Raw genomic sequence first — 20236 nt, 5'->3', positions numbered from 1 at the left:
TTTCAGGATAATCCTGAAATTTCCGCCAGAACTGCATTTCCAGGCTTATCGCGTTAACATAATAAGAGTTTATCCATAAACACAGGTTCTTTTTTACGACGTTGATGGTTGTATCGTCCCGCATTCGTTTTCTGCTCTTACTCCCCCTTCTTACGGCCGGAGCCGTTCACGGTGCGCCGCGTTCCTTTATCCAGCAGGCACAAAATCCTTTTGATAATAACGGGGATAATCTGCCCGACCTGGGTATGGCTGCTCCCTCAGGGGAAGGGGAAAAGCACCTGGCCGAAATGGCGAAAGCCTTTGGTGAAGCCAGTATGACCGACAACGGCCTGACAACGGGCGAGCAGGCGCGTCAGTTTGCCTTTGGTCAGGTGCGCGACGCGGTGAGCGGCGAAGTGAACCAGCAGATTGAGTCCTGGCTGTCGCCCTGGGGGAACGCCAGCGTCAATTTACTGGTCGATAACGCGGGCAAATTTAACGGCAGCAGCGGGAGCTGGTTTATCCCCTGGAATGATAACAACCGTTACCTGAGCTGGAGCCAGATTGGCCTGACGCAGCAGACGGATGGCCTGGTCAGTAACGCCGGAATCGGCCAGCGCTGGGTCGCCGGAAAATGGCTGCTGGGCTATAACACCTTCTACGATAATCTGCTGGACGAAAACCTGCAGCGTGCCGGACTGGGCGCCGAGGTGTGGGGGGAGAATCTGCGCCTGTCAGCGAACTATTACCAGCCGTTTGCCGGATGGCGCGACAGGTCTGATGTTCAGGAACAGCGAATGGCGCGGGGATATGATGTCACCGCCAAAGCCTGGCTGCCGTGGTTTCATCACCTGAACACCAGCGTCAGCGTCGAGCAGTATTTTGGCGACAACGTTGATCTCTTCAACAGCGGAACCGGCTATCACAACCCGGTGGCGGTCAATCTTGGGCTTAACTATACCCCGGTTCCGCTGGTCACGTTGACCGCCGCGCATAAGCAGGGTGAAAGCGGCGAAAGCCAGAATAACCTCGGCCTGAAGCTTAACTACCGCTTTGGCGTGCCGCTGGTAAAGCAACTCTCCGCCAGTGAAGTTGCGGCCACGCGTTCTCTGCGTGGCAGCCGCTATGATTCCCCCGAGCGCAACAGCCTTCCGATTATGGAGTTCCGCCAGCGTAAAACGCTGTCCGTCTGGCTGGCAACGCCGCCGTGGGATCTGAAAGGGGGGGAAACCGTCATGCTGAAGCTACAGATTCGTAGCACGCACGGCATCCGTCAGATCCACTGGCAGGGCGATACCCAGGCACTGAGCCTGACGTCGCCCGGAAAGGGTAACAGCAGCGACGGCTGGAGCGTGATTATGCCTGCCTGGAATGAGGCAGAAGGCGCGACAAACCGCTGGCATCTTTCGGCGGTAGTGGAAGATGAGAAGGGCCAGCGCGTCTCGTCCAATGAGATCACGCTTGCGGTGGTGCAGCCGCTGATCGCTATACCTGACGACGACCCGCGCTGGAAGCTGCTGCCGGATGAGTAATCCTTAAAAAATGCGTTCCTGATGTACCCACACGGCGGCCTCAACGCGGGATTTTAACTTCATTTTCTTCAGCATATGCTTCACATGCACTTTGACCGTGCTTTCGGTGATATCCAGACGGCGGGCGATCATTTTATTCGGCAGCCCCTGGGCGATTAGTTTGAGAATATCGCGTTCGCGCGGTGTTAACTGGCTGACGTCACGGTCAGACGTGGCGCGGTTGGCCCTCAGGCTGGCGGCCAGCACCGGCGTCAGGGCTTCACTCAGCACCATCTCGCCGGCCGCAGCCTGCTGCAGTGCTTTAAGCAGATCTTCCGGCTCCATATCTTTCAGCAGATAACCATCCGCGCCGCGCTTCAGCGCCGTGACCACATCTTCTTCATGGTTCGAGACGCTAAAGACGACGATGCGTCCGGAAAGCGATTTTTCCCGCAGCTTGTCGAGGGTCTCCAGGCCGTTCATGCCGGGCATGTTCAGATCGAGCAGGATCAGATCGGGATCGAGGGACTCGGCGAGCTCAATGCCCTGTTCCCCGTTGCTGGCTTCGCCAACCACGGTAATATCAGGTGCCATGCTGACCAGCTGTTTTACGCCAGTACGCAGCATCGGATGGTCGTCGATCAACAGGATGGATGCCGGTTCCTGATTAGTCATGGGTTTCTCCTTGAGAAGTTGTAAGCGGTTTTTCGGGAATAAAGGTGACCACGACTTCCGTGCCACCCGTCTCTCTCCGGCGAACCTGACAATCACCGCGCAGGCTTTGGGCGCGGTCTCGCATAATGATTAAACCATAGTGGTTCGTGCGCTCGGCATTTTCCGGCACGCCGCGGCCGTTGTCGTGAACCGTGAGTCTGACCTGGTTAGCGTGCTGGCTGACGGTGACCGTGACCGCCGTCGCTTCCGCGTGTTTAAGCACGTTGCTGAGTGCTTCACGGGCGATCTGCAGTAGATGAATAGCCTGATGTGACGGGACAAACCGCGGCGGCAGCTGGTAATCCAGCTTCACCGGGAACCCCAGCCGGGCGCTAAACTCCTGACAGCTGGCTTCCAGCGCCGGACGCAGGCCCGGCTCGGTCAGCTGCAGGCGGAAGGTGGTCAGCAGCTCACGCAGCTGTACCCAGGACGTATTCAGCTCGTTGCGTATCTGGCTGAGCAGCTGTTTATTACTGTCCGGCATCTGCGCATCCTGCATCTGCAGGCAGCTTACCTGCATTTTCATACAGGAGAGCGATTGGGCGATTGAGTCATGCAGCTCGCGGGCGATGGTGGCGCGTTCTTCCATAACGATCAGCTGCTGCTGTTTTTCCTGATGCCTGTCGAGCGCCAGCGTGGCCGTTAGCTGTTCAACCAGCGTATCAACCAGCTGTTGCTGATCGTGGCTCAGGTGACGCCCGGCGGGCAGGGTCGCCAGCAGAATACCGTACTGGGTATGGCTGTCCGTTAGTCGCCATTTCAGCGTCGTGCCGCCAGTGGTCGACGGCGGCAGGCCGCGAGGGCATAAATGACAGCCTTTATCATCACAGGACATGTCGGACTGACAGGTAAACTCCTGATGATTATCTTCATCTTCCACGTCGTAAACTCGCAGTTCCAGGTCATGCAGCAGGGTCAGATTTTGCAGGCCATTCAGCACCGGGGAGAGGCGTTCACAGAGCGGCACCTGCATGTGCAGCCGGCGGTTGGCCTGCCACAGGAAAGAGAGGATTTCGTTTTTCTGCTCCAGCCCGGCCGTTTTTTCCTGTACGCGCTGCTCAAGCACCGCGTAGCTTTCGGACAGCTCTGCCGACATGGTGTTGAGCGCCTGGCCGAGCATCGCCATTTCGTTGCGTCCGCTGATGTGCGTGCGCTGGGTAAAATCCCGGGCGGTAACCGCCCGGGCCATGGCCAGCAGTTGTTTCCACGGATTCAGCAGCCGCGCGCGAAGCCAGATAATGGTGAAGATCAGCAGCAGGCCCATAAACATCGCCATGGCACGGTGTACCATCACCACCCGATCGATGCGTAATTCAGTGGTTTGGTCAAAAGAGGAGACCAGGGCATCAATGCGTGAGACAAAACCCGCCACGTCCTGCGCGACCGTCTCAGGGCTTTGCGCCTGTTTCAGTCCGGGTTCCAGTTGGGTGTGCCAGTAGCCCTGAAGGGCTTTAAGCTGGGATTGCTGACCGGCGCGGATGGCTGCATTTTCCAGTTCAGGGCTGAAAGCCGTGCGCTCCATTTCATCAATGAGAGGCTGGTCGTCCTGCGTCAGAGGCACCGACGCCAGCAGACGGTAACTCTGCATGCGTAGTGAGCCTGCCTCATTGATGGCATGCGCATTACCCTGTACCCCTTGTACCAGCCAGCCGGAAATCGCCATGCCGGTCACGCCGAGTGCGGTGGACAGCAAAACGATCAGGGCTAACTGATTGACGAGTGTCAGTGGTGATAAACATCTTTTTAACATAGAGTTGCCGGGCTCCTGACGTGGCCTGCTTGCAGGAATGGCGCTATTCTGGTGCATACCCTGGAGTATACCCATACCTATAAATGATTACTCCTAAATTGCCAGTGGAGTATGCATCTGAGGGTAGGGGGAGCAGGGACGCGTCAGCGCCGTGAAAAACAACGTCTTTTTGACCTGATTTGCCTACTCACTAAGGATAAGACCTTTTTTCGTGCCGCAAATCCTCGCACTTTTCCTTTGATTTATATCAACTTACCGCCGCTCTAAAACCCTAATGTTTGCAGCATCATTCGAGAATCAGAGGTGTCTATGAGTCACTCATCCGCTCCCGAAAGGGAAAATGGTGCCGTTATTACAGACTGGCGTCCAGAGGATCCGGCGTTCTGGCAACAGCGCGGCCATCGTGTAGCAAGCCGGAATCTGTGGATTTCCGTTCCGTGTCTGTTATTAGCGTTTTGCGTATGGATGTTGTTTAGTGCAGTGGCGGTAAATCTGCCAAAAGTTGGGTTTACGTTCACAACCGATCAGCTGTTTATGCTGACCGCGTTGCCGTCACTGTCTGGCGCGCTGCTGCGCGTTCCTTACGCCTTTATGGTGCCGGTCTTTGGTGGCCGTCGCTGGACGGCATTCAGTACCGGGATCATGATCGTGCCTTGCGTGTGGCTCGGCTTCGCGGTGCAGGATACGTCCACGCCGTTTAGCGTGTTCGTGATCATCTCCCTGCTGTGCGGTTTTGCGGGTGCGAACTTCGCCTCCAGTATGGCGAACATCAGCTTCTTCTTCCCGAAAGCGAAACAGGGTGGCGCGCTGGGCATTAACGGTGGTCTGGGCAACATGGGCGTGAGCGTGATGCAGCTGATCGCGCCGCTGGCGATCTCGGTGTCCATTTTTGCTGCCTTTGGTGGCGGTGGCGTTGAACAGGCGGATGGTTCTTCCCTCTACCTGCAGAACGCCGCCTGGATTTGGGTGCCGTTCCTGGTGGTCTTCACCCTGGCAGCGTGGTTCTTTATGAACGATCTGTCTGCGTCGAAGGCGTCACTGAGTGAACAGCTGCCGGTGCTGAAACGTGGACACCTTTGGGTGATGGCGCTGCTGTATCTGGCCACCTTCGGGTCGTTTATCGGTTTCTCTGCCGGTTTCGCCATGCTGTCGAAAACCCAGTTCCCGGACGTGCAGATCCTGCAATTCGCCTTCTTTGGTCCATTTATTGGCGCGCTGGCTCGCTCACTGGGCGGCATGGTTTCTGACCGTCTGGGCGGTACCCGCGTGACGCTGGTGAACTTTGTCGTGATGGCTGTCTTCTGTGCGTTGCTGTTCCTGACGCTGCCAGCGGACGGACAGGGCGGAAACTTCATCGCCTTCTTCGGCGTGTTTATGGTGCTGTTCCTGACGGCCGGTTTGGGGAGTGCGTCCACCTTCCAGATGATCTCCGTGATCTTCCGTAAGCTGACGATGGATCGCGTGAAAGCGCAGGGTGGAAGCGAAGAGCAGGCGATGCGTGAAGCGGCGACGGATACCGCTGCTGCGCTGGGCTTTATCTCTGCCATCGGCGCCATTGGCGGCTTCTTTATCCCGAAAGCGTTCGGTATTTCGCTTGACCTGACCGGTTCCCCGGCGGGTGCGATGAAAGTGTTTCTTGTGTTCTATATCGCCTGCGTTGTGATTACGTGGCTGGTATATGGCCGTAATACCAAGAAAAATAAGTAAGTGTGATTATCCGTTTGCGCGGCCTTGGGGCCGCGTTTTTTTTGATCTGGAAGTAGTTACAACATACTGGTGGGTTTGCACAGAAGCGCACCGGTAACACTGTGATCGCCGTCGCCTTGCAGGGAGGTCTACCCCTTAATACCTGAGATGTTAAATTTTGCCGTGGTTATTGTACGACGAAATGAAAATGTCATTAAAAATCATATTATTATGAATTTTTAAAATCTACCACTTTGGTGGTATTTGGCCTAACCCCACCCCTGAAAGTCCCTCGTCGCCTTGATCGTTATCAATTCTCCTCCTCTTTCAGAGCGTTACCTTCGCTGCAAATCAGCAATGTCGATTTAGAGAGCCACAGGCTCCACACAGGAGATACCCGATGAGCAAATTTTTGGACCGGTTTCGCTACTTCAAACAGAAGGGTGAAACTTTTGCCGATGGGCACGGCCAGGTTCTGGATACCAACCGGGACTGGGAAGACGGTTACCGTCAACGCTGGCAGCATGACAAAGTTGTCCGTTCTACCCACGGCGTAAACTGCACTGGCTCATGTAGCTGGAAGATTTTCGTTAAAAACGGTCTGGTGACCTGGGAAATGCAGCAGACCGACTATCCGCGCACCCGCCCGGATATGCCGAACCACGAACCGCGCGGCTGCCCGCGTGGCGCCAGCTACTCCTGGTATCTCTATAGCGCTAACCGTCTGAAATACCCGTTGATGCGTAAGCGTCTGATGAAAATGTGGCGTGAAGCGAAAGTGCAGCACAGCGATCCGGTTGATGCCTGGGCGTCCATCATCGAAGATGCGGATAAAGCGAAAAGCTTTAAGCAGGCTCGCGGCCGCGGTGGCTTTGTTCGTTCCTCCTGGAAAGAGGTGAACGAGCTGATTGCCGCCTCTAACGTCTACACTGTCAAAACCTACGGCCCTGACCGCGTGGCAGGCTTCTCGCCGATCCCGGCGATGTCGATGGTCTCTTACGCCTCCGGCGCGCGCTATCTGTCACTGATCGGCGGCACCTGTCTGAGCTTCTACGACTGGTACTGCGACCTGCCGCCTGCGTCTCCGCAGACATGGGGCGAGCAAACCGACGTGCCGGAATCTGCTGACTGGTACAACTCAAGCTACCTCATCGCCTGGGGCTCTAACGTTCCGCAGACCCGTACCCCGGACGCGCACTTCTTTACCGAAGTCCGCTACAAAGGGACCAAAACCGTTGCGATCACCCCGGACTACGCGGAAATTGCCAAACTGTGTGACCTGTGGCTGGCACCGAAACAGGGTACCGACGCCGCGATGGCGATGGCGATGGGCCACGTTATGCTGCGCGAATTCCACCTCGATAAACCAAGCCAGTATTTCACCGACTATGTACGTCGCTACACCGACATGCCGATGCTGGTGATGCTGGAAGAGCGTGACGGTTACTACGCCGCTGGCCGTACGCTGCGCGCCGCCGATCTGGTGGACGCGCTGGGCCAGGAAAATAACCCTGAATGGAAAACCGTTGCGTATAACAGCAACGGCGAGCTGGTGGCACCTAACGGCTCTATCGGCTTCCGCTGGGGTGAGAAGGGCAAGTGGAACCTCGAACAGCGTAACGGTACCACCGGTGAAGAGACGGAACTGCGTCTCAGCATGCTGGGCAGCCAGGACGAGATCGCCGAGGTCGGCTTCCCGTACTTTGGAGGCGAAGGATCAGAGCATTTCAACAAGGTTGAACTGAAAAATGTTCTGATGCATAAACTGCCGGTTAAACGCCTGCAGCTGGCTGATGGCTCAACGGCGCTCGTCACTACCGTTTACGATTTGACCATGGCGAACTACGGTCTGGAACGGGGTCTGAATGATGAAAACTGCGCAACCAGCTATGACGACGTAAAAGCCTACACCCCGGCATGGGCGGAGCAGATCACCGGCGTTCCTCGCGCACAGATTACCCGTATCGCCCGTGAATTTGCAGAAAACGCGGATAAGACGCACGGTCGCTCAATGATCATCGTCGGCGCGGGTCTGAACCACTGGTATCACCTGGATATGAACTATCGTGGCCTGATCAACATGCTGATCTTCTGCGGCTGTGTCGGTCAGAGCGGCGGCGGTTGGGCCCACTACGTAGGCCAGGAAAAACTGCGTCCGCAGACCGGCTGGCAGCCGCTGGCGTTTGCCCTTGACTGGCAGCGTCCTGCACGTCACATGAACAGTACCTCGTACTTCTATAACCACTCCAGCCAGTGGCGCTACGAGACGGTTACCGCGCAGGAATTGCTGTCGCCAATGGCGGATAAATCCCGCTACAGTGGCCACCTGATTGACTTCAACGTCCGTGCTGAGCGCATGGGCTGGCTGCCGTCTGCGCCGCAGCTGGGTACTAACCCGCTGCGCATCGCGGAAGAGGCGAAAAAAGCAGGAATGTCACCGGTGGATTACACCGTTAAGTCCCTGAAAGACGGCTCAATCCGTTTCGCGGCTGAACAGCCAGAGAACGGCAAAAACCATCCGCGTAACCTGTTCATCTGGCGCTCCAACCTGCTGGGCTCGTCCGGTAAAGGTCACGAGTACATGCTGAAATACCTGCTCGGTACCGAGAACGGTATCCAGGGGAAAGATCTCGGCAGGCAGGGTGGCGTGAAGCCGGAAGAGGTGGAATGGAAAGACAACGGTCTGGACGGCAAGCTGGATCTGGTGGTGACCCTCGACTTCCGTCTGTCCAGTACCTGCCTGTATTCCGATATCGTGCTGCCAACCGCGACCTGGTACGAAAAAGACGATATGAATACCTCGGATATGCATCCGTTTATTCATCCACTGTCTGCCGCGGTTGACCCGGCGTGGGAGTCGAAAAGCGACTGGGATATCTACAAAGATATCGCGAAGAAATTCTCTGAAGTGTGCGTCGGGCATCTGGGCAAAGAGACCGACGTGGTGACGCTGCCAATCCAGCACGACTCTGCGGCCGAGCTGGCGCAGCCGCTGGACGTCAAAGACTGGAAAAAAGGCGAATGTGACCTGATCCCGGGCGTGACCGCGCCGCACATCATTCCGGTGGAGCGTGATTACCCGGCGACGTACGAGCGATTTACCTCTATCGGTCCGCTGATGGAGAAAATCGGTAACGGCGGGAAAGGGATTGCCTGGAATACCCAGAGCGAAATGGATCTGCTGCGTAAGCTCAATTACACCAAAGCGGACGGCCCGGCGAAAGGCCAGCCAATGCTGAACACGGCGATTGATGCCGCAGAGATGATCCTGACCCTGGCGCCGGAAACCAACGGCCATGTGGCGGTGAAGGCGTGGGCAGCGCTGAGCGAGTTTACCGGTCGTGACCACACGCATCTGGCAACGAATAAAGAGGAAGAGAAAATCCGCTTCCGCGATATTCAGGCCCAGCCGCGCAAGATTATCTCTAGCCCGACCTGGTCAGGACTTGAAGATGAGCATGTCTCCTATAACGCCGGTTACACCAACGTTCACGAGTTGATCCCATGGCGCACGCTGTCCGGTCGTCAGTCCCTGTATCAGGATCACCAGTGGATGCGTGACTTCGGTGAAAGCCTGCTGGTGTACCGTCCGCCAATCGACACCCGCTCCGTCACCGCAGTTATGGGCGCGAAATCCAACGGTAACCCTGAAAAGGCGCTGAACTTCCTGACGCCGCACCAGAAGTGGGGGATCCACTCGACCTATAGCGACAACCTGCTGATGCTGACGCTTTCGCGCGGCGGTCCGATTGTCTGGATGAGCGAGACGGATGCCAAAGATCTGGGTATTGAAGATAACGACTGGATCGAGGTGTTTAACAGCAACGGTGCCCTGACGGCACGTGCGGTGGTGAGCCAGCGCGTACCGGCCGGGATGACCATGATGTACCACGCGCAGGAACGTATCGTTAACCTGCCGGGGTCAGAAATCACCGAACAGCGCGGCGGGATCCACAACTCCGTGACCCGTATTACGCCGAAGCCGACCCATATGATCGGGGGCTATGCGCAGCTGGCCTACGGCTTTAACTACTACGGCACCGTAGGATCGAACCGCGATGAGTTCGTGGTGGTACGTAAGATGAAGAACATTAACTGGTTAGACGGCGAAGGTAATGACCAGGTACAGGAGAGCGTAAAATGAAAATTCGTTCACAAGTCGGCATGGTGCTGAATCTGGATAAATGCATCGGCTGTCACACCTGCTCGGTCACCTGTAAAAACGTCTGGACCAGCCGTGAAGGTATGGAGTACGCCTGGTTCAACAACGTGGAAAGCAAGCCGGGTACCGGCTTCCCGACCGACTGGGAAAACCAGGAGAAGTGGAAGGGCGGTTGGATCCGTAAAATCAACGGCAAGCTGCAGCCGCGCATGGGTAACCGCGCGATGCTTCTGGGGAAAATCTTCGCTAACCCGCATCTGCCGGGCATTGAGGATTACTACGAGCCGTTTGACTATGACTACCAGAACCTGCACAACGCGCCAGAAAGCAAACACCAGCCGATCGCGCGTCCTCGCTCGCTGATCACCGGCAAGCGCATGGACAAAATTACCAGCGGTCCAAACTGGGAGGAGATTCTGGGCGGCGAGTTCGAAAAACGCGCCAAAGACCAGAACTTCGAGAACATGCAGAAGGCGATGTACGGCCAGTTCGAAAACACCTTCATGATGTATCTGCCGCGCCTTTGCGAGCACTGCCTGAACCCGGCGTGCGTGGCGACCTGCCCAAGCGGCGCCATCTACAAGCGTGAAGAGGACGGCATCGTTCTGATCGACCAGGACAAATGCCGCGGCTGGCGTATGTGCATCACCGGCTGCCCGTACAAAAAAATCTACTTCAACTGGAAGAGCGGGAAATCAGAGAAGTGCATCTTCTGCTACCCGCGTATCGAAGCAGGTATGCCAACCGTCTGCTCCGAAAGCTGCGTAGGCCGTATCCGCTACCTCGGCGTGCTGCTGTATGACGCAGACGCGATTGAAAATGCCGCGAGCACTGAGAACGAGAAAGATCTGTATCAGCGTCAGCTTGACGTGTTCCTTGACCCGAACGATCCGAAAGTCATTGAGCAGGCGCTGAAGGACGGTATTCCACAGAGCGTTATCGACGCGGCGCAACAGTCGCCGGTGTATAAAATGGCGATGGACTGGAAGCTGGCTCTGCCGCTTCATCCGGAATACCGCACGCTGCCGATGGTCTGGTACGTGCCGCCGCTGTCGCCAATCCAGTCTGCTGCCGATGCAGGCGAGCTGGGCAGCAACGGCATTCTGCCGGACGTCGAGAGCCTGCGTATCCCGGTTCAGTATCTGGCAAACCTGCTGACCGCAGGGGATACCCAACCGGTACTGCTGGCGCTGAAACGTATGCTGGCGATGCGTCACTTTAAGCGTGCGGAAACCGTTGATGGCGTTAACGATACCCGCGCGCTGGACGAGGTCGGTCTGACTGAAGCACAGGCCCAGGAGATGTACCGCTACCTGGCAATTGCCAACTATGAAGACCGTTTTGTGGTGCCGAGCAGCCACCGTGAACTAGCTCGCGAGGCCTTCCCGGAGAAAAATGGCTGTGGCTTTAGTTTTGGCGACGGTTGCCATGGGTCAGACAGCAAATTCAACCTGTTTAACAGCCGCCGCATCGACGCCATGGATGTGACCAGCAAAACGGAGCCGCACCAATGATTGAACTCGTCATTGTTTCGCGTCTGCTCGAGTATCCGGATGCTGCGCTTGCGCAGCATCAGCAGGAGCTTTTTGATGCACTCGCGTCATCTGAAAACCTGGATAAAGAGGATGCCCAGACGCTGGGCGTTTTCCTCCGCGACCTGTTAGCGCGCGATCTGCTCGACGCGCAGGCGGACTACAGCCAGCTGTTTGACCGTGGCCGTGCAACGTCGTTACTGCTGTTCGAACACGTTCATGGTGAATCCCGCGACCGGGGTCAGGCGATGGTGGACCTGATGGCTCAGTACGAGCAGCACGGCCTGATGCTCGACAGCCGCGAGCTGCCGGACCATCTGCCGCTGTACCTGGAGTATCTGGCTCAACTGCCGAAAGACGAGGCGCTGGGCGGTCTGCAGGACATCGCGCCGATCCTGGCGTTGCTCAGCGCGCGTCTTCAGCAGCGTGAGAGCCGCTATGCGGTGCTGTTCGACCTGCTGATGAAGCTGGCAAACGCCGCAGTCGACAGTGAAAAAGTGGCGGAGAAAATCGCGGATGAAGCCCGCGATGATACCCCGCAAGCGCTGGATGCGGTCTGGGAGGAAGAGCAGGTGAAATTCTTTGCTGACCAGAGCTGCGGCGAGTCTGAAATCTCCGCTCACCAGCGTCGTTTTGCCGGGGCGGTCGCTCCGCAATATTTGGATATCTCTAACGGAGGACGGCACTAATGCACTTCCTGAATATGTTCTTCTTTGACATTTACCCGTATATCGCGGGCACCGTGTTCCTGGTGGGAAGCTGGCTGCGTTATGACTACGGCCAGTACACCTGGCGTGCTGCCTCCAGCCAGATGCTGGATCGTAAGGGGATGCACGTCGCGTCTAACCTGTTTCATATCGGGATCCTCGGGATTTTTGCCGGGCACTTCCTCGGGATGCTGACCCCGCACTGGATGTACGAAGCGTGGCTGCCGATTGAGGTGAAGCAGAAGATGGCGATGATCGCGGGCGGTGCCTGCGGCGTGATGACCCTCGTCGGGGGCCTGCTGTTGCTGAAACGTCGTCTGTTCAGCCCGCGTGTGCGGGCAACGACCACCGCGGCGGACATCCTGATCCTTTCCCTGCTGGTGGTGCAATGCGCGCTGGGTCTGCTGACCATTCCGTTCTCGGCGCAACATATGGACGGCAGTGAAATGATGAAGCTGGTCGGCTGGGCGCAGTCCGTGGTGACCTTCCACGGTGGCGCGTCCGAACACCTGGATGGCGTGGCGTTTATCTTCCGCGTTCACCTGGTGCTGGGGATGACGCTGTTTGTGCTGTTCCCGTTCTCCCGTCTGGTACACATCTGGAGCGCGCCGGTGGAATACCTGACGCGCAAGTATCAGATTGTGCGTGCCCGTCGCTAATTCACCGTTTTAATACCAACCCCGCACTCGCGGGGTTTTTTTTCGCCCCAGCCCAGGTTGTTGCCCGCTGCGGCAAACAGGATTAACGCGCCACCCGCCAGCTGCGTCAGGTTCAATGCGTGTCCGAACACCAGATTATCTACAATAATTGCCACCACCGGATAGATAAACGACAGGGAGCCGGTCACCGGCGTTGGCAGTTTCTGGATCGCGCTATACAGCAGTTGATACATAATACCGGTATGGACGATGCCCAGCGTCAGCAAGATCGGCCAGGGAAAATCACCGGAGAGCGACGGCTGACTGGCAAAAGGCAGCAGCATCACCACGCCGGTCAGCACCTGGATAAAAGCGATATGCTGTGGGGCGATTGTTTTGAGTTTGCGCGCAATGATTGCCGTCAGCGCATAGAAGAAGGCCGCGGCCATGGCCAGACCAACCCCTGCGAGCCATTTACTGTTATGGGCTCCGGTCAGCTCGCTGGAGAGCAATATCACCACTCCGCCAAAGGCGAGGAACAGCCAGCCCCATTTTACCAGGCTGACGCGCTCACCTAAAAACATCCCCATCAATACCAGCATAAACGGCTGGGTGTTATATACCACGGTAGACAGGCCAATAGAGATACGTTCGTAAGCGGCGAAAAGCAGTAGCCAGTTCACAACTAATGCCACACCCCCGAGAATCGCCAGCATCAGCGTGGTGCGGCTGAGGGGACTAAAGGGCTTTTGACTGACCCGGATAAAAATAAAAAGTGTTATGGCCCCAATAAGACAGCGCCAGAAGACCACTTCCGTGACGGGCAGACCGGAGAGTAAAACAAACGCACCGATAGAGCCGGAAATTAACATCGCCAGGCTCATTTGCCAGACGCCTTTATGGAAATCACGCATTATCCACCTCCTGATTTAATGACCTTATTGTCGAAAATCGCTGTCGGGTTTTACAGGGGTGATATAAGGTGAAAGAGAGTGATGACTTTTTAAAATGAGGCAAAATCGATGGAAAACCTTCTCGATGAGATCGACAGACACATATTAACCTGCCTGGTTGAAGATGCGCGCATGTCGCTGAAGGTGCTCAGTGGCCGTATCGGTTTGACCTCACCCAGCACGGCGGAACGGCTGAAAAGGCTGGAAGAACGCGGTGTGATTCAAGGATATCGTGCGCGGGTGAATCTGGCGGCGTTGGGATATACGCTGCAGGCGCTGGTGCGCGTGCGGCCGCTGCCTGGGTTGCTGCATAAAGTCGATAAGTACATTCAGGCGATGCCGGAGTGTATTGAGAGCGACAAAGTGACCGGGGAAGATTGCTTCGTGATCAGGCTGGTGGTGCGCTCGATAGAGCAACTGGATGTGTTGCTGGACGGGCTGGCGGAACATGCGCAGTGTAATACGTCGATTGTGAAGAGTTCGCCGGTGAAGCGACGATTGCCACCGATGTAGCTGCCTGTCGCCTGCGCCTTACCCGGCCTACAACGGCTTAGTCGAAGCTTCTTATCCTTCCCCATAACGGAAATGCATGACATCGAGTGCGAGCAGATAATTCAGAGGTGTTTGGAAATGATGATGGTGGGGGAAGGATTCGAACCTTCGAAGTCGATGACGGCAGATTTACAGTCTGCTCCCTTTGGCCGCTCGGGAACCCCACCAGGGGTAATTCACATTTTGAGGTAATGCTGAGAGATGGTGGTGGGGGAAGGATTCGAACCTTCGAAGTCGATGACGGCAGATTTACAGTCTGCTCCCTTTGGCCGCTCGGGAACCCCACCACGGGGTAATGCTATTTACTGGCCCGCTTCCTGCTGGAAGCGGGGCGCATCATATCAAATGACACGCCCCTGTAAAGCGTTACCACAATAAAAATAAACTGGTTGCCTGATTTTTACACGCAAAGCTGGAAAGCTAACCAGTTCATTTCATTGTCGATTAAAGAATAATCGTTCTGTTACCGTAGACAAAGACACGCTGTGCCAGCACCTGATACAGCGCACGGCTTAACACATTCTTCTCAACGTCGCGGCCTGCGCGCATCATGTCTTCAGCCGTGTAGGTGTGATCCACGTGAATGACGTCCTGCATGATGATTGGGCCTTCGTCCAGATTGTCATTCACGTAGTGCGCGGTCGCGCCGATGATCTTCACGCCGCGCTCGTACGCCTGATGGTAAGGGCGGGCACCAATGAAGGCTGGCAGGAATGAGTGGTGAATGTTGATGATCTTGTTCGGGAAACGCGCCACGAAAGAGGGCGTCAGCACGCGCATATATTTCGCCAGCACCACGTAGTCCGGATTATGCGCTTCAATGGCTTCAGCCATCAGGTTGTCATGCTCTTCACGGGTATGGCCTTCATGGCTCACCAGTTCAAACGGAATATCAAACCGTTCAACCAGCGTGCGCAGGGTCTCGTGGTTGCCGATAACCGCGGCGATTTCAACATCCAGACCGCCGTAATTGGCTTTCATTAGCAGATCGCCCAGGCAGTGAGCTTCTTTCGTCACCAGAATCACAACGCGGCGACGGCCCGCTGGATTCAGCTCGCGCACCGAACCTTCCGGCAGCGCGCTGTCCAAATCGGCAAGCAGGGTGGTGTCGTTGAAAATACCTTCCAGTTCGGTTCGCATGAAGAAACGACCGGTACGGTGGTCAACGAACTCGTTGTTCTGCACGATATTCAGTTCATGTTTGTAGCAAATGTTGGTAATTCGTGCGATCAGCCCTTTTTGATCGGGACAGATAGTGCGCAGAACTTTACGTTGTAATGATTGCATCGCCGGGAAATCCTGTTTGTATTTGCGAAGTCTGGGTTGTCAGGCGTTACTGCCCGCAACACTTTTTAAATTTTTTACCTGAACCACAAGGGCAGGGATCGTTACGACCAAACTGTGGGCGCGTACCGTCAATATAATACCATTGCCCGCTTTCCTTTAAGAACCGGGAACGCTCGATAATGGCGCCAGGTTTATTGTTCTCGGTAAAGCGGGCGACAAAGCTGACAAAGCCTTCGTCGTCGTGACTGCCGGGTGACGATTCAAAGACGGTAAGTCCTAGCCATTGGGTATGCGTAAACCCGGCTTCGATCTCTTGTCTGAAGTCGGCGGCGTGGCAGGATGGGTGCCAGGTTTTTATCAGGTAGTCTGCGTCTTTGATCACAAAAGCAGTATACCGTGAACGCATGAGGTGTGACGGGTCCGGTGCAACCTGATTGCCAGAAAGATATCGCTGGCAACATAGGCTATACTCCAGAGCGCTACCACAGGGGCAGAGTTGAGACACGATTCTCTTCCTGGAATAAAAAATAAGGGCGTTAAACGCCTCGGGTAGCACTATGTTAACTGAGCTGTTGCGTTGACGCTATGTCAGGAATCCAGGGGAAGTAAAACAGGGCTAATGAGAAAGGTTAAAATTGGACTGGCGCTGGGCTCAGGTGCAGCCCGGGGATGGTCCCACATCGGCGTGATTAATGCCTTAAACAAGATGGGCGTTGACGTCGATATCGTTGCGGGATGTTCCATAGGATCGCTTGTCGGCTCCGCGTATGCGTGCGGCAAACTCCCGGAACTCGAAACCTGGGTACGTTCCTTCAGCTACTGGGACGTGCTTCGCCTGATGGATCTCTCCTGGCAACGCGGTGGACTGTTGCGCGGCGAACGCGTCTTTAACCAGTTCCGCCAGGTTATGCCTCTTCAGGACTTCACGGATTGTCAGATGCCTTTCGGCGCCGTCGCGACGAATCTCAGCACCGGACGCGAACTCTGGCTGACCGAAGGAGATATTCACCTTGCGGTGCGTGCCTCATGCAGCATTCCCGGGCTTATGGCACCTGTCCCCCATAACGGTTATTGGCTTGTCGATGGTGGCGTCGTTAATCCTGTTCCCATCTCTCTGACGCGTGCCATGGGGGCCGATATCGTTATTGCCGTGGATTTGCAGCACGATGCTCACCTGATGCAGCAAGACCTTATGCCGGTCAATCTCCAGAGCGAAGATGGCGAAGGCGAGAAGCTTGCCTGGCACGCGCGTTTGCGTGGAAGGATTGGGCGTCTGGCCGCACGACGCTCGGTCGCCGCACCGACGGCGATGGAAATCATGACCACCTCTATTCAGGTTCTTGAGAATCGCCTTAAACGTAACCGTATGGCTGGCGATCCTCCGGATATTCTTATTCAGCCATACTGTCCACAAATCTCTACCCTTGATTTCCATCGGGCTGAGGCCGCCATCGCAGCGGGCTCATTAGCCGTCGAAAAGAAAATAGACGAGTTGCTGCCATTTGTGCGAACAGCACGTTAAGCACCTTTTTTTGACTACTTCAGCAAAATCTGACAGGCGATAGTACCGATAGCATGCCACTATTTAGTAACTATCAGCCAGGGGAGGAACCATGACGCAGCCATTGGCCGGAAAACACATTTTGATTGTTGAAGACGAGCCCGTTTTCCGATCGCTACTGGATTCATGGTTATCCTCACTGGGCGCAAACACGTTACTGGCTGAAGATGGCATCGACGCGCTGGAAAAAATGACCAGCATTACGCCCGATCTGATGATTTGCGATATCGCGATGCCGCGCATGAACGGACTGAAACTGGTTGAACATCTGCGTAACGAGGGTGACCAGATGCCCATTCTGGTGATCTCTGCGACAGAAAACATGGCGGATATCGCCAAAGCATTGCGCCTTGGCGTCCAGGATATCCTGCTTAAACCCGTTAAAGATCTGAACCGGTTACGTGAAACGGTATTAGCGTGCCTCTATCCGAATATGTTTAATTCCCGCGTTGAGGAAGAGGAACGTCTTTTCCAGGACTGGGACGCGCTGGTAAGTGATCCGCCTGCAGCAGCCAAACTGTTGCAGAAACTTCAGCCACCCGTTCAGCAGACTATTTCACACTGCCGCGTAAATTATCGCCAGCTGGTGGCGGCTGACCAGCCTGGGCTGGTGCTGGATATTGCGCCACTGTCTGACTCTGATCTCGCGTTTTATTCTCTGGACGTAACCCGTGCAGGGGATAATGGCGTATTAGCCGCGTTGTTACTTCGTGCGCTATTTAACGGTTTATTGCAGGAACAGTTATCGCATCAGGGACAACGGCTTCCTGAGTTAGGCAGTTTACTCAAACAAGTAAACCAGCTTTTTCGTCAGGCCAATTTACCGGGACAGTTCCCGCTGCTGGTGGGTTATTACCATAGCGGTTTAAAAAATCTTATCCTCGTTTCAGCAGGTCTGAATGCGTCACTGAATACGGGCGAACACCATATTCAGGTGAGTAACGGTGTACCGCTTGGAACACTGGGTACGGCGTATCTTAATCAAATTAGCCACCGTTGTTCCTCATGGCAGTGCCAAATTTGGGGGGCTGGGGGAAGGCTACGCTTAATGTTGTCCACGGAATAAGCAACTGGAGCGTAATTTTAAGATTGCTTTACCTCTGTTTTCTCGGGAGTGCTACTATCGCAGCCCAGAATCATGCGTATTTGTCCTAATTGATCGGCAACGCGTTCTTTTCAGACCCGGACTGTAGGGCGAGGCTGATATACTCAACGCGTTATTTATTGCATAAAAGTTCAAAACTTGAACAAATCAGGAGAATTTGAATGGCTGCCCTAAATTCGAAAGTCAGAAAGGCCGTCATCCCGGTAGCGGGATTGGGGACCAGGATGTTACCAGCAACTAAGGCGATTCCTAAAGAGATGTTGCCTCTGGTTGATAAGCCATTAATTCAGTATGTCGTCAATGAGTGTATTGCAGCCGGCATCACTGAAATTGTGCTGGTTACGCATTCATCAAAAAACTCTATCGAAAACCACTTCGATACAAGTTTTGAACTCGAAGCCATGCTGGAAAAACGTGTTAAGCGTCAGCTGTTAGAAGAAGTTCAGTCTATTTGCCCTCCGCACGTCACCATTATGCAGGTGCGTCAGGGGCTGGCTAAAGGCCTGGGTCACGCGGTGATGTGTGCACACCCGGTTGTCGGTGATGAGCCGGTAGCGGTTATTCTGCCTGACGTTATTCTGGATGAATACGAATCCGATCTTTCCCAGGACAACCTGGCAGAGATGATCAAGCGTTTCGATGAAACGGGTAGCAGCCAGATCATGGTTGAGCCTGTTGATGACGTGACGGCTTACGGCGTGGTTGACTGCAAAGGCGTTAACCTTGAACCAGGCGAAAGCGTACCCATGGTTGGCGTTGTAGAGAAGCCTAAAGCCGACGTAGCGCCTTCTAATCTGGCGGTTGTGGGGCGCTATGTCCTGAGTGCTGAAATCTGGCCTCTGCTGGCGAAAACGCCTCCAGGCGCAGGGGATGAAATCCAGCTGACGGATGCTATCGATATGCTGATCGAGAAAGAGACCGTTGAGGCTTACCATATGAAAGGTAAGAGCCATGACTGCGGTAATAAGCTCGGTTATATGCAGGCTTTCGTTGAATATGGCATTCGCCACAATTCACTGGGTGAAGAATTTAAAGCCTGGCTCAATGAGAGTATGGGTATTAAGAAATAACCCCCCGGTGTAAATGTCTGAAACCGGTGTGGCGTTGCCCACCGGTTTTTTTATGCCCATAAAACGCCCCGGGGTGCCTGATTGTAAGCATAGCTATATCGATGAATAAAGCTTTATGACGTTGTGTAAGAGGATGTTTGCAATAAATTGCGGCCAAAAAAAATCCCGCCAGAAGCGGGATTTTTCTGAATTCGGCGTGATTAATCCTTGATCAGGAAGTCATCAAGCTGTTTACCTTGCTCATCCATAGCTTTCTTGATTACAGCAGGAGTGCGGCCCTGGCCAGTCCAGGTTTTAGTTTCGCCGTTCTCATCAACGTAGCTATATTTAGCAGGACGCGCAGCGCGTTTTGCTTTGGTACCGGTTTTAGCTGCAGCCATGCTGTTCAGCAATTCATTTGGATCGATACCATCAGCAATCAGCATTTCACGATATTGCTGCAGTTTACGAGTACGCTCTTCGATTTCAGCAGCAGCAGCGCTTTCTTCTTCGCGACGTTCATTAACTACAACTTCTAATTTTTCCAGCATTTCTTCGAGCGTTTCAAGGGTACATTCTCTTGCCTGCGCACGAAGAGTACGGATGTTGTTCAGAATTTTAAGTGCTTCGCTCATTGTAGTAATCTCAAACTTATAATGGGGGGTGGTTTGTTGTCCTAATAATAGAGCCATAAATTCAGTTGTGCAATAGCCAGGAATGTAAGGAATTCAAAAAATACTAAATAAAGCCGCTATTATTAATTACGCTAACTTAAATTTCCTCTTCGACTGTGTGTCGCTTGTTATCACGTTAACCTGCTTAACCCCGCCGATTGCATCTTTTTTTTGTGACATTTACCGCAGGAATTATAGTTTCGGCGGATAAATATCAGCCTTTTGTATTAGTTCCAGGCTGGGGTGTTAAGGCAGGAATAGTTAATAAATAGTGAATTTTAATGAACGCTGATGCCACTATAAAAAGAAGTGTTATGTTTGGCTCACCCTATAACATATTCACAAATGAGCTTATCTTTACTCTCTGTTTTAACGG

Annotated in this window: 16 protein-coding genes and 2 tRNA genes; 10 read left to right on the top strand and 8 right to left on the bottom strand. The window is 54.6% G+C overall.

All coding sequences use genetic code 11. From position 1 onward, the window contains the following. Positions 1-104 precede the first annotated feature (104 nt). Positions 105-1511, top strand: a complete 1407-nt coding sequence (locus tag ACMGGM_RS03605; RefSeq protein WP_050862647.1) for a YchO/YchP family invasin — start codon at positions 105-107, stop codon at positions 1509-1511. Positions 1512-1514: 3 nt separating this feature from the next. Here the strand turns inward: ACMGGM_RS03605 and narL are convergent, their stop codons facing one another. Continuing rightward, positions 1515-2165 (bottom strand): two-component system response regulator NarL, encoded by a 651-nt coding sequence (gene narL / locus ACMGGM_RS03600; RefSeq protein WP_008499531.1) that lies wholly within the window; start codon positions 2163-2165, stop codon positions 1515-1517. Then, positions 2158-3954 (bottom strand): nitrate/nitrite two-component system sensor histidine kinase NarX, encoded by a 1797-nt coding sequence (gene narX / locus ACMGGM_RS03595; protein ID WP_414149120.1) that lies wholly within the window; start codon positions 3952-3954, stop codon positions 2158-2160. The genes narL and narX overlap by 8 nt, the downstream gene beginning before the upstream one ends. A gap of 309 nt (positions 3955-4263) precedes the next feature. Here narX and ACMGGM_RS03590 point away from each other — a divergent pair, with 309 nt between their 5' ends. The 5 genes from ACMGGM_RS03590 (at position 4264) to narI (ending at position 12700) form a co-directional block, all read left to right on the top strand. Further along, a complete protein-coding gene (locus tag ACMGGM_RS03590; RefSeq protein ID WP_014884177.1) occupies positions 4264-5661 on the top strand; it encodes a NarK family nitrate/nitrite MFS transporter in 1398 nt (465 codons plus the stop codon). Between the two features lie 379 nt (positions 5662-6040). Further along, positions 6041-9784, top strand: coding sequence for a nitrate reductase subunit alpha (locus ACMGGM_RS03585; protein WP_023338400.1), 3744 nt, complete (start codon positions 6041-6043; stop codon positions 9782-9784). Next, positions 9781-11316 carry a nitrate reductase subunit beta gene (gene narH / locus ACMGGM_RS03580; RefSeq protein WP_063943228.1) on the top strand — a complete coding sequence of 512 codons (1536 nt, stop codon included), beginning with the start codon at positions 9781-9783 and terminating at the stop codon, positions 11314-11316. Before ACMGGM_RS03585 ends, narH begins: the two co-directional genes overlap by 4 nt. Further along, on the top strand, positions 11313-12023 hold the full coding sequence (gene narJ / locus ACMGGM_RS03575; RefSeq protein WP_023338399.1) for a nitrate reductase molybdenum cofactor assembly chaperone: 711 nt from the start codon (positions 11313-11315) through the stop codon (positions 12021-12023). Before narH ends, narJ begins: the two co-directional genes overlap by 4 nt. Next, on the top strand, positions 12023-12700 hold the full coding sequence (narI, locus tag ACMGGM_RS03570) for a respiratory nitrate reductase subunit gamma (protein WP_023330579.1): 678 nt from the start codon (positions 12023-12025) through the stop codon (positions 12698-12700). Before narJ ends, narI begins: the two co-directional genes overlap by 1 nt. Here narI and ACMGGM_RS03565 read toward each other — a convergent pair. Beyond that, positions 12697-13593: a DMT family transporter gene (locus ACMGGM_RS03565; RefSeq protein ID WP_063433948.1), complete on the bottom strand. Its 897-nt coding sequence runs from the start codon at positions 13591-13593 to the stop codon at positions 12697-12699. The genes narI and ACMGGM_RS03565 overlap by 4 nt on opposite strands. A 108-nt stretch (positions 13594-13701) precedes the next feature. Here ACMGGM_RS03565 and ACMGGM_RS03560 point away from each other — a divergent pair, with 108 nt between their 5' ends. Then, positions 13702-14145, top strand: coding sequence for an Lrp/AsnC family transcriptional regulator (locus tag ACMGGM_RS03560; RefSeq protein WP_032636269.1), 444 nt, complete (start codon positions 13702-13704; stop codon positions 14143-14145). A 124-nt stretch (positions 14146-14269) separates the two neighbouring features. Here the strand turns inward: ACMGGM_RS03560 and ACMGGM_RS03555 are convergent. The 4 genes from ACMGGM_RS03555 to ACMGGM_RS03540 form a co-directional block, all read right to left on the bottom strand. Continuing rightward, positions 14270-14351, bottom strand: a tRNA-Tyr gene (locus ACMGGM_RS03555). A 35-nt stretch (positions 14352-14386) separates the two neighbouring features. Beyond that, positions 14387-14471, bottom strand: a tRNA-Tyr gene (locus ACMGGM_RS03550). Positions 14472-14628: 157 nt separating this feature from the next. Next, complete coding sequence (gene purU, locus ACMGGM_RS03545; RefSeq protein WP_014884171.1) at positions 14629-15471, bottom strand: formyltetrahydrofolate deformylase; 843 nt, start codon at positions 15469-15471, stop codon at positions 14629-14631. Positions 15472-15517: 46 nt separating this feature from the next. Then, entirely contained in the window at positions 15518-15976 is a 459-nt protein-coding gene (locus tag ACMGGM_RS03540; RefSeq protein ID WP_023330576.1) for a YchJ family protein, read from the bottom strand. 114 nt (positions 15977-16090) lie between these two features. On the opposite strand from ACMGGM_RS03540, the gene rssA reads away from it, so the two are divergent. The 3 genes from rssA (at position 16091) to galU (ending at position 19207) form a co-directional block, all read left to right on the top strand. Next, the gene (gene rssA, locus ACMGGM_RS03535; RefSeq protein ID WP_063943226.1) at positions 16091-16993 is read left to right on the top strand and encodes a patatin-like phospholipase RssA; all 903 of its coding nucleotides are present in this window, start codon (positions 16091-16093) and stop codon (positions 16991-16993) included. 91 nt (positions 16994-17084) lie between these two features. Then, a complete protein-coding gene (rssB, locus tag ACMGGM_RS03530; RefSeq protein WP_414149119.1) occupies positions 17085-18098 on the top strand; it encodes a two-component system response regulator RssB in 1014 nt (337 codons plus the stop codon). Positions 18099-18298: 200 nt separating this feature from the next. Further along, positions 18299-19207 (top strand): UTP--glucose-1-phosphate uridylyltransferase GalU, encoded by a 909-nt coding sequence (galU, locus tag ACMGGM_RS03525; RefSeq protein WP_014884167.1) that lies wholly within the window; start codon positions 18299-18301, stop codon positions 19205-19207. Positions 19208-19407: 200 nt separating this feature from the next. Here the strand turns inward: galU and hns are convergent, their stop codons facing one another. Continuing rightward, the gene (hns, locus tag ACMGGM_RS03520) at positions 19408-19821 is read right to left on the bottom strand and encodes a histone-like nucleoid-structuring protein H-NS (protein WP_008502781.1); all 414 of its coding nucleotides are present in this window, start codon (positions 19819-19821) and stop codon (positions 19408-19410) included. Between the last annotated feature and the right edge of the window lie 415 nt (positions 19822-20236).

It is taken from the genome of Enterobacter sp. BNK-14 (assembly GCF_047456095.1).
Lineage (GTDB): Bacteria > Pseudomonadota > Gammaproteobacteria > Enterobacterales > Enterobacteriaceae > Enterobacter > Enterobacter kobei.
This window is presented reverse-complemented; position numbering and strand designations above follow the sequence as displayed.

Bases quoted from the DNA above. Each gene is read 5' to 3' on its own strand.
- ACMGGM_RS03605 (WP_050862647.1), top strand. From the start codon at position 105: ATGGTTGTATCGTCCCGCATTCGTTTTCTGCTCTTACTCCCCCTTCTT.
- narL (WP_008499531.1), bottom strand. From the start codon at position 2,165: ATGACTAATCAGGAACCGGCATCCATCCTGTTGATCGACGACCATCCG.
- narX (WP_414149120.1), bottom strand. From the start codon at position 3,954: ATGTTAAAAAGATGTTTATCACCACTGACACTCGTCAATCAGTTAGCC.
- ACMGGM_RS03590 (WP_014884177.1), top strand. From the start codon at position 4,264: ATGAGTCACTCATCCGCTCCCGAAAGGGAAAATGGTGCCGTTATTACA.
- ACMGGM_RS03585 (WP_023338400.1), top strand. From the start codon at position 6,041: ATGAGCAAATTTTTGGACCGGTTTCGCTACTTCAAACAGAAGGGTGAA.
- narH (WP_063943228.1), top strand. From the start codon at position 9,781: ATGAAAATTCGTTCACAAGTCGGCATGGTGCTGAATCTGGATAAATGC.
- narJ (WP_023338399.1), top strand. From the start codon at position 11,313: ATGATTGAACTCGTCATTGTTTCGCGTCTGCTCGAGTATCCGGATGCT.
- narI (WP_023330579.1), top strand. From the start codon at position 12,023: ATGCACTTCCTGAATATGTTCTTCTTTGACATTTACCCGTATATCGCG.
- ACMGGM_RS03565 (WP_063433948.1), bottom strand. From the start codon at position 13,593: ATGCGTGATTTCCATAAAGGCGTCTGGCAAATGAGCCTGGCGATGTTA.
- ACMGGM_RS03560 (WP_032636269.1), top strand. From the start codon at position 13,702: ATGGAAAACCTTCTCGATGAGATCGACAGACACATATTAACCTGCCTG.
- purU (WP_014884171.1), bottom strand. From the start codon at position 15,471: ATGCAATCATTACAACGTAAAGTTCTGCGCACTATCTGTCCCGATCAA.
- rssA (WP_063943226.1), top strand. From the start codon at position 16,091: ATGAGAAAGGTTAAAATTGGACTGGCGCTGGGCTCAGGTGCAGCCCGG.
- rssB (WP_414149119.1), top strand. From the start codon at position 17,085: ATGACGCAGCCATTGGCCGGAAAACACATTTTGATTGTTGAAGACGAG.
- galU (WP_014884167.1), top strand. From the start codon at position 18,299: ATGGCTGCCCTAAATTCGAAAGTCAGAAAGGCCGTCATCCCGGTAGCG.
- hns (WP_008502781.1), bottom strand. From the start codon at position 19,821: ATGAGCGAAGCACTTAAAATTCTGAACAACATCCGTACTCTTCGTGCG.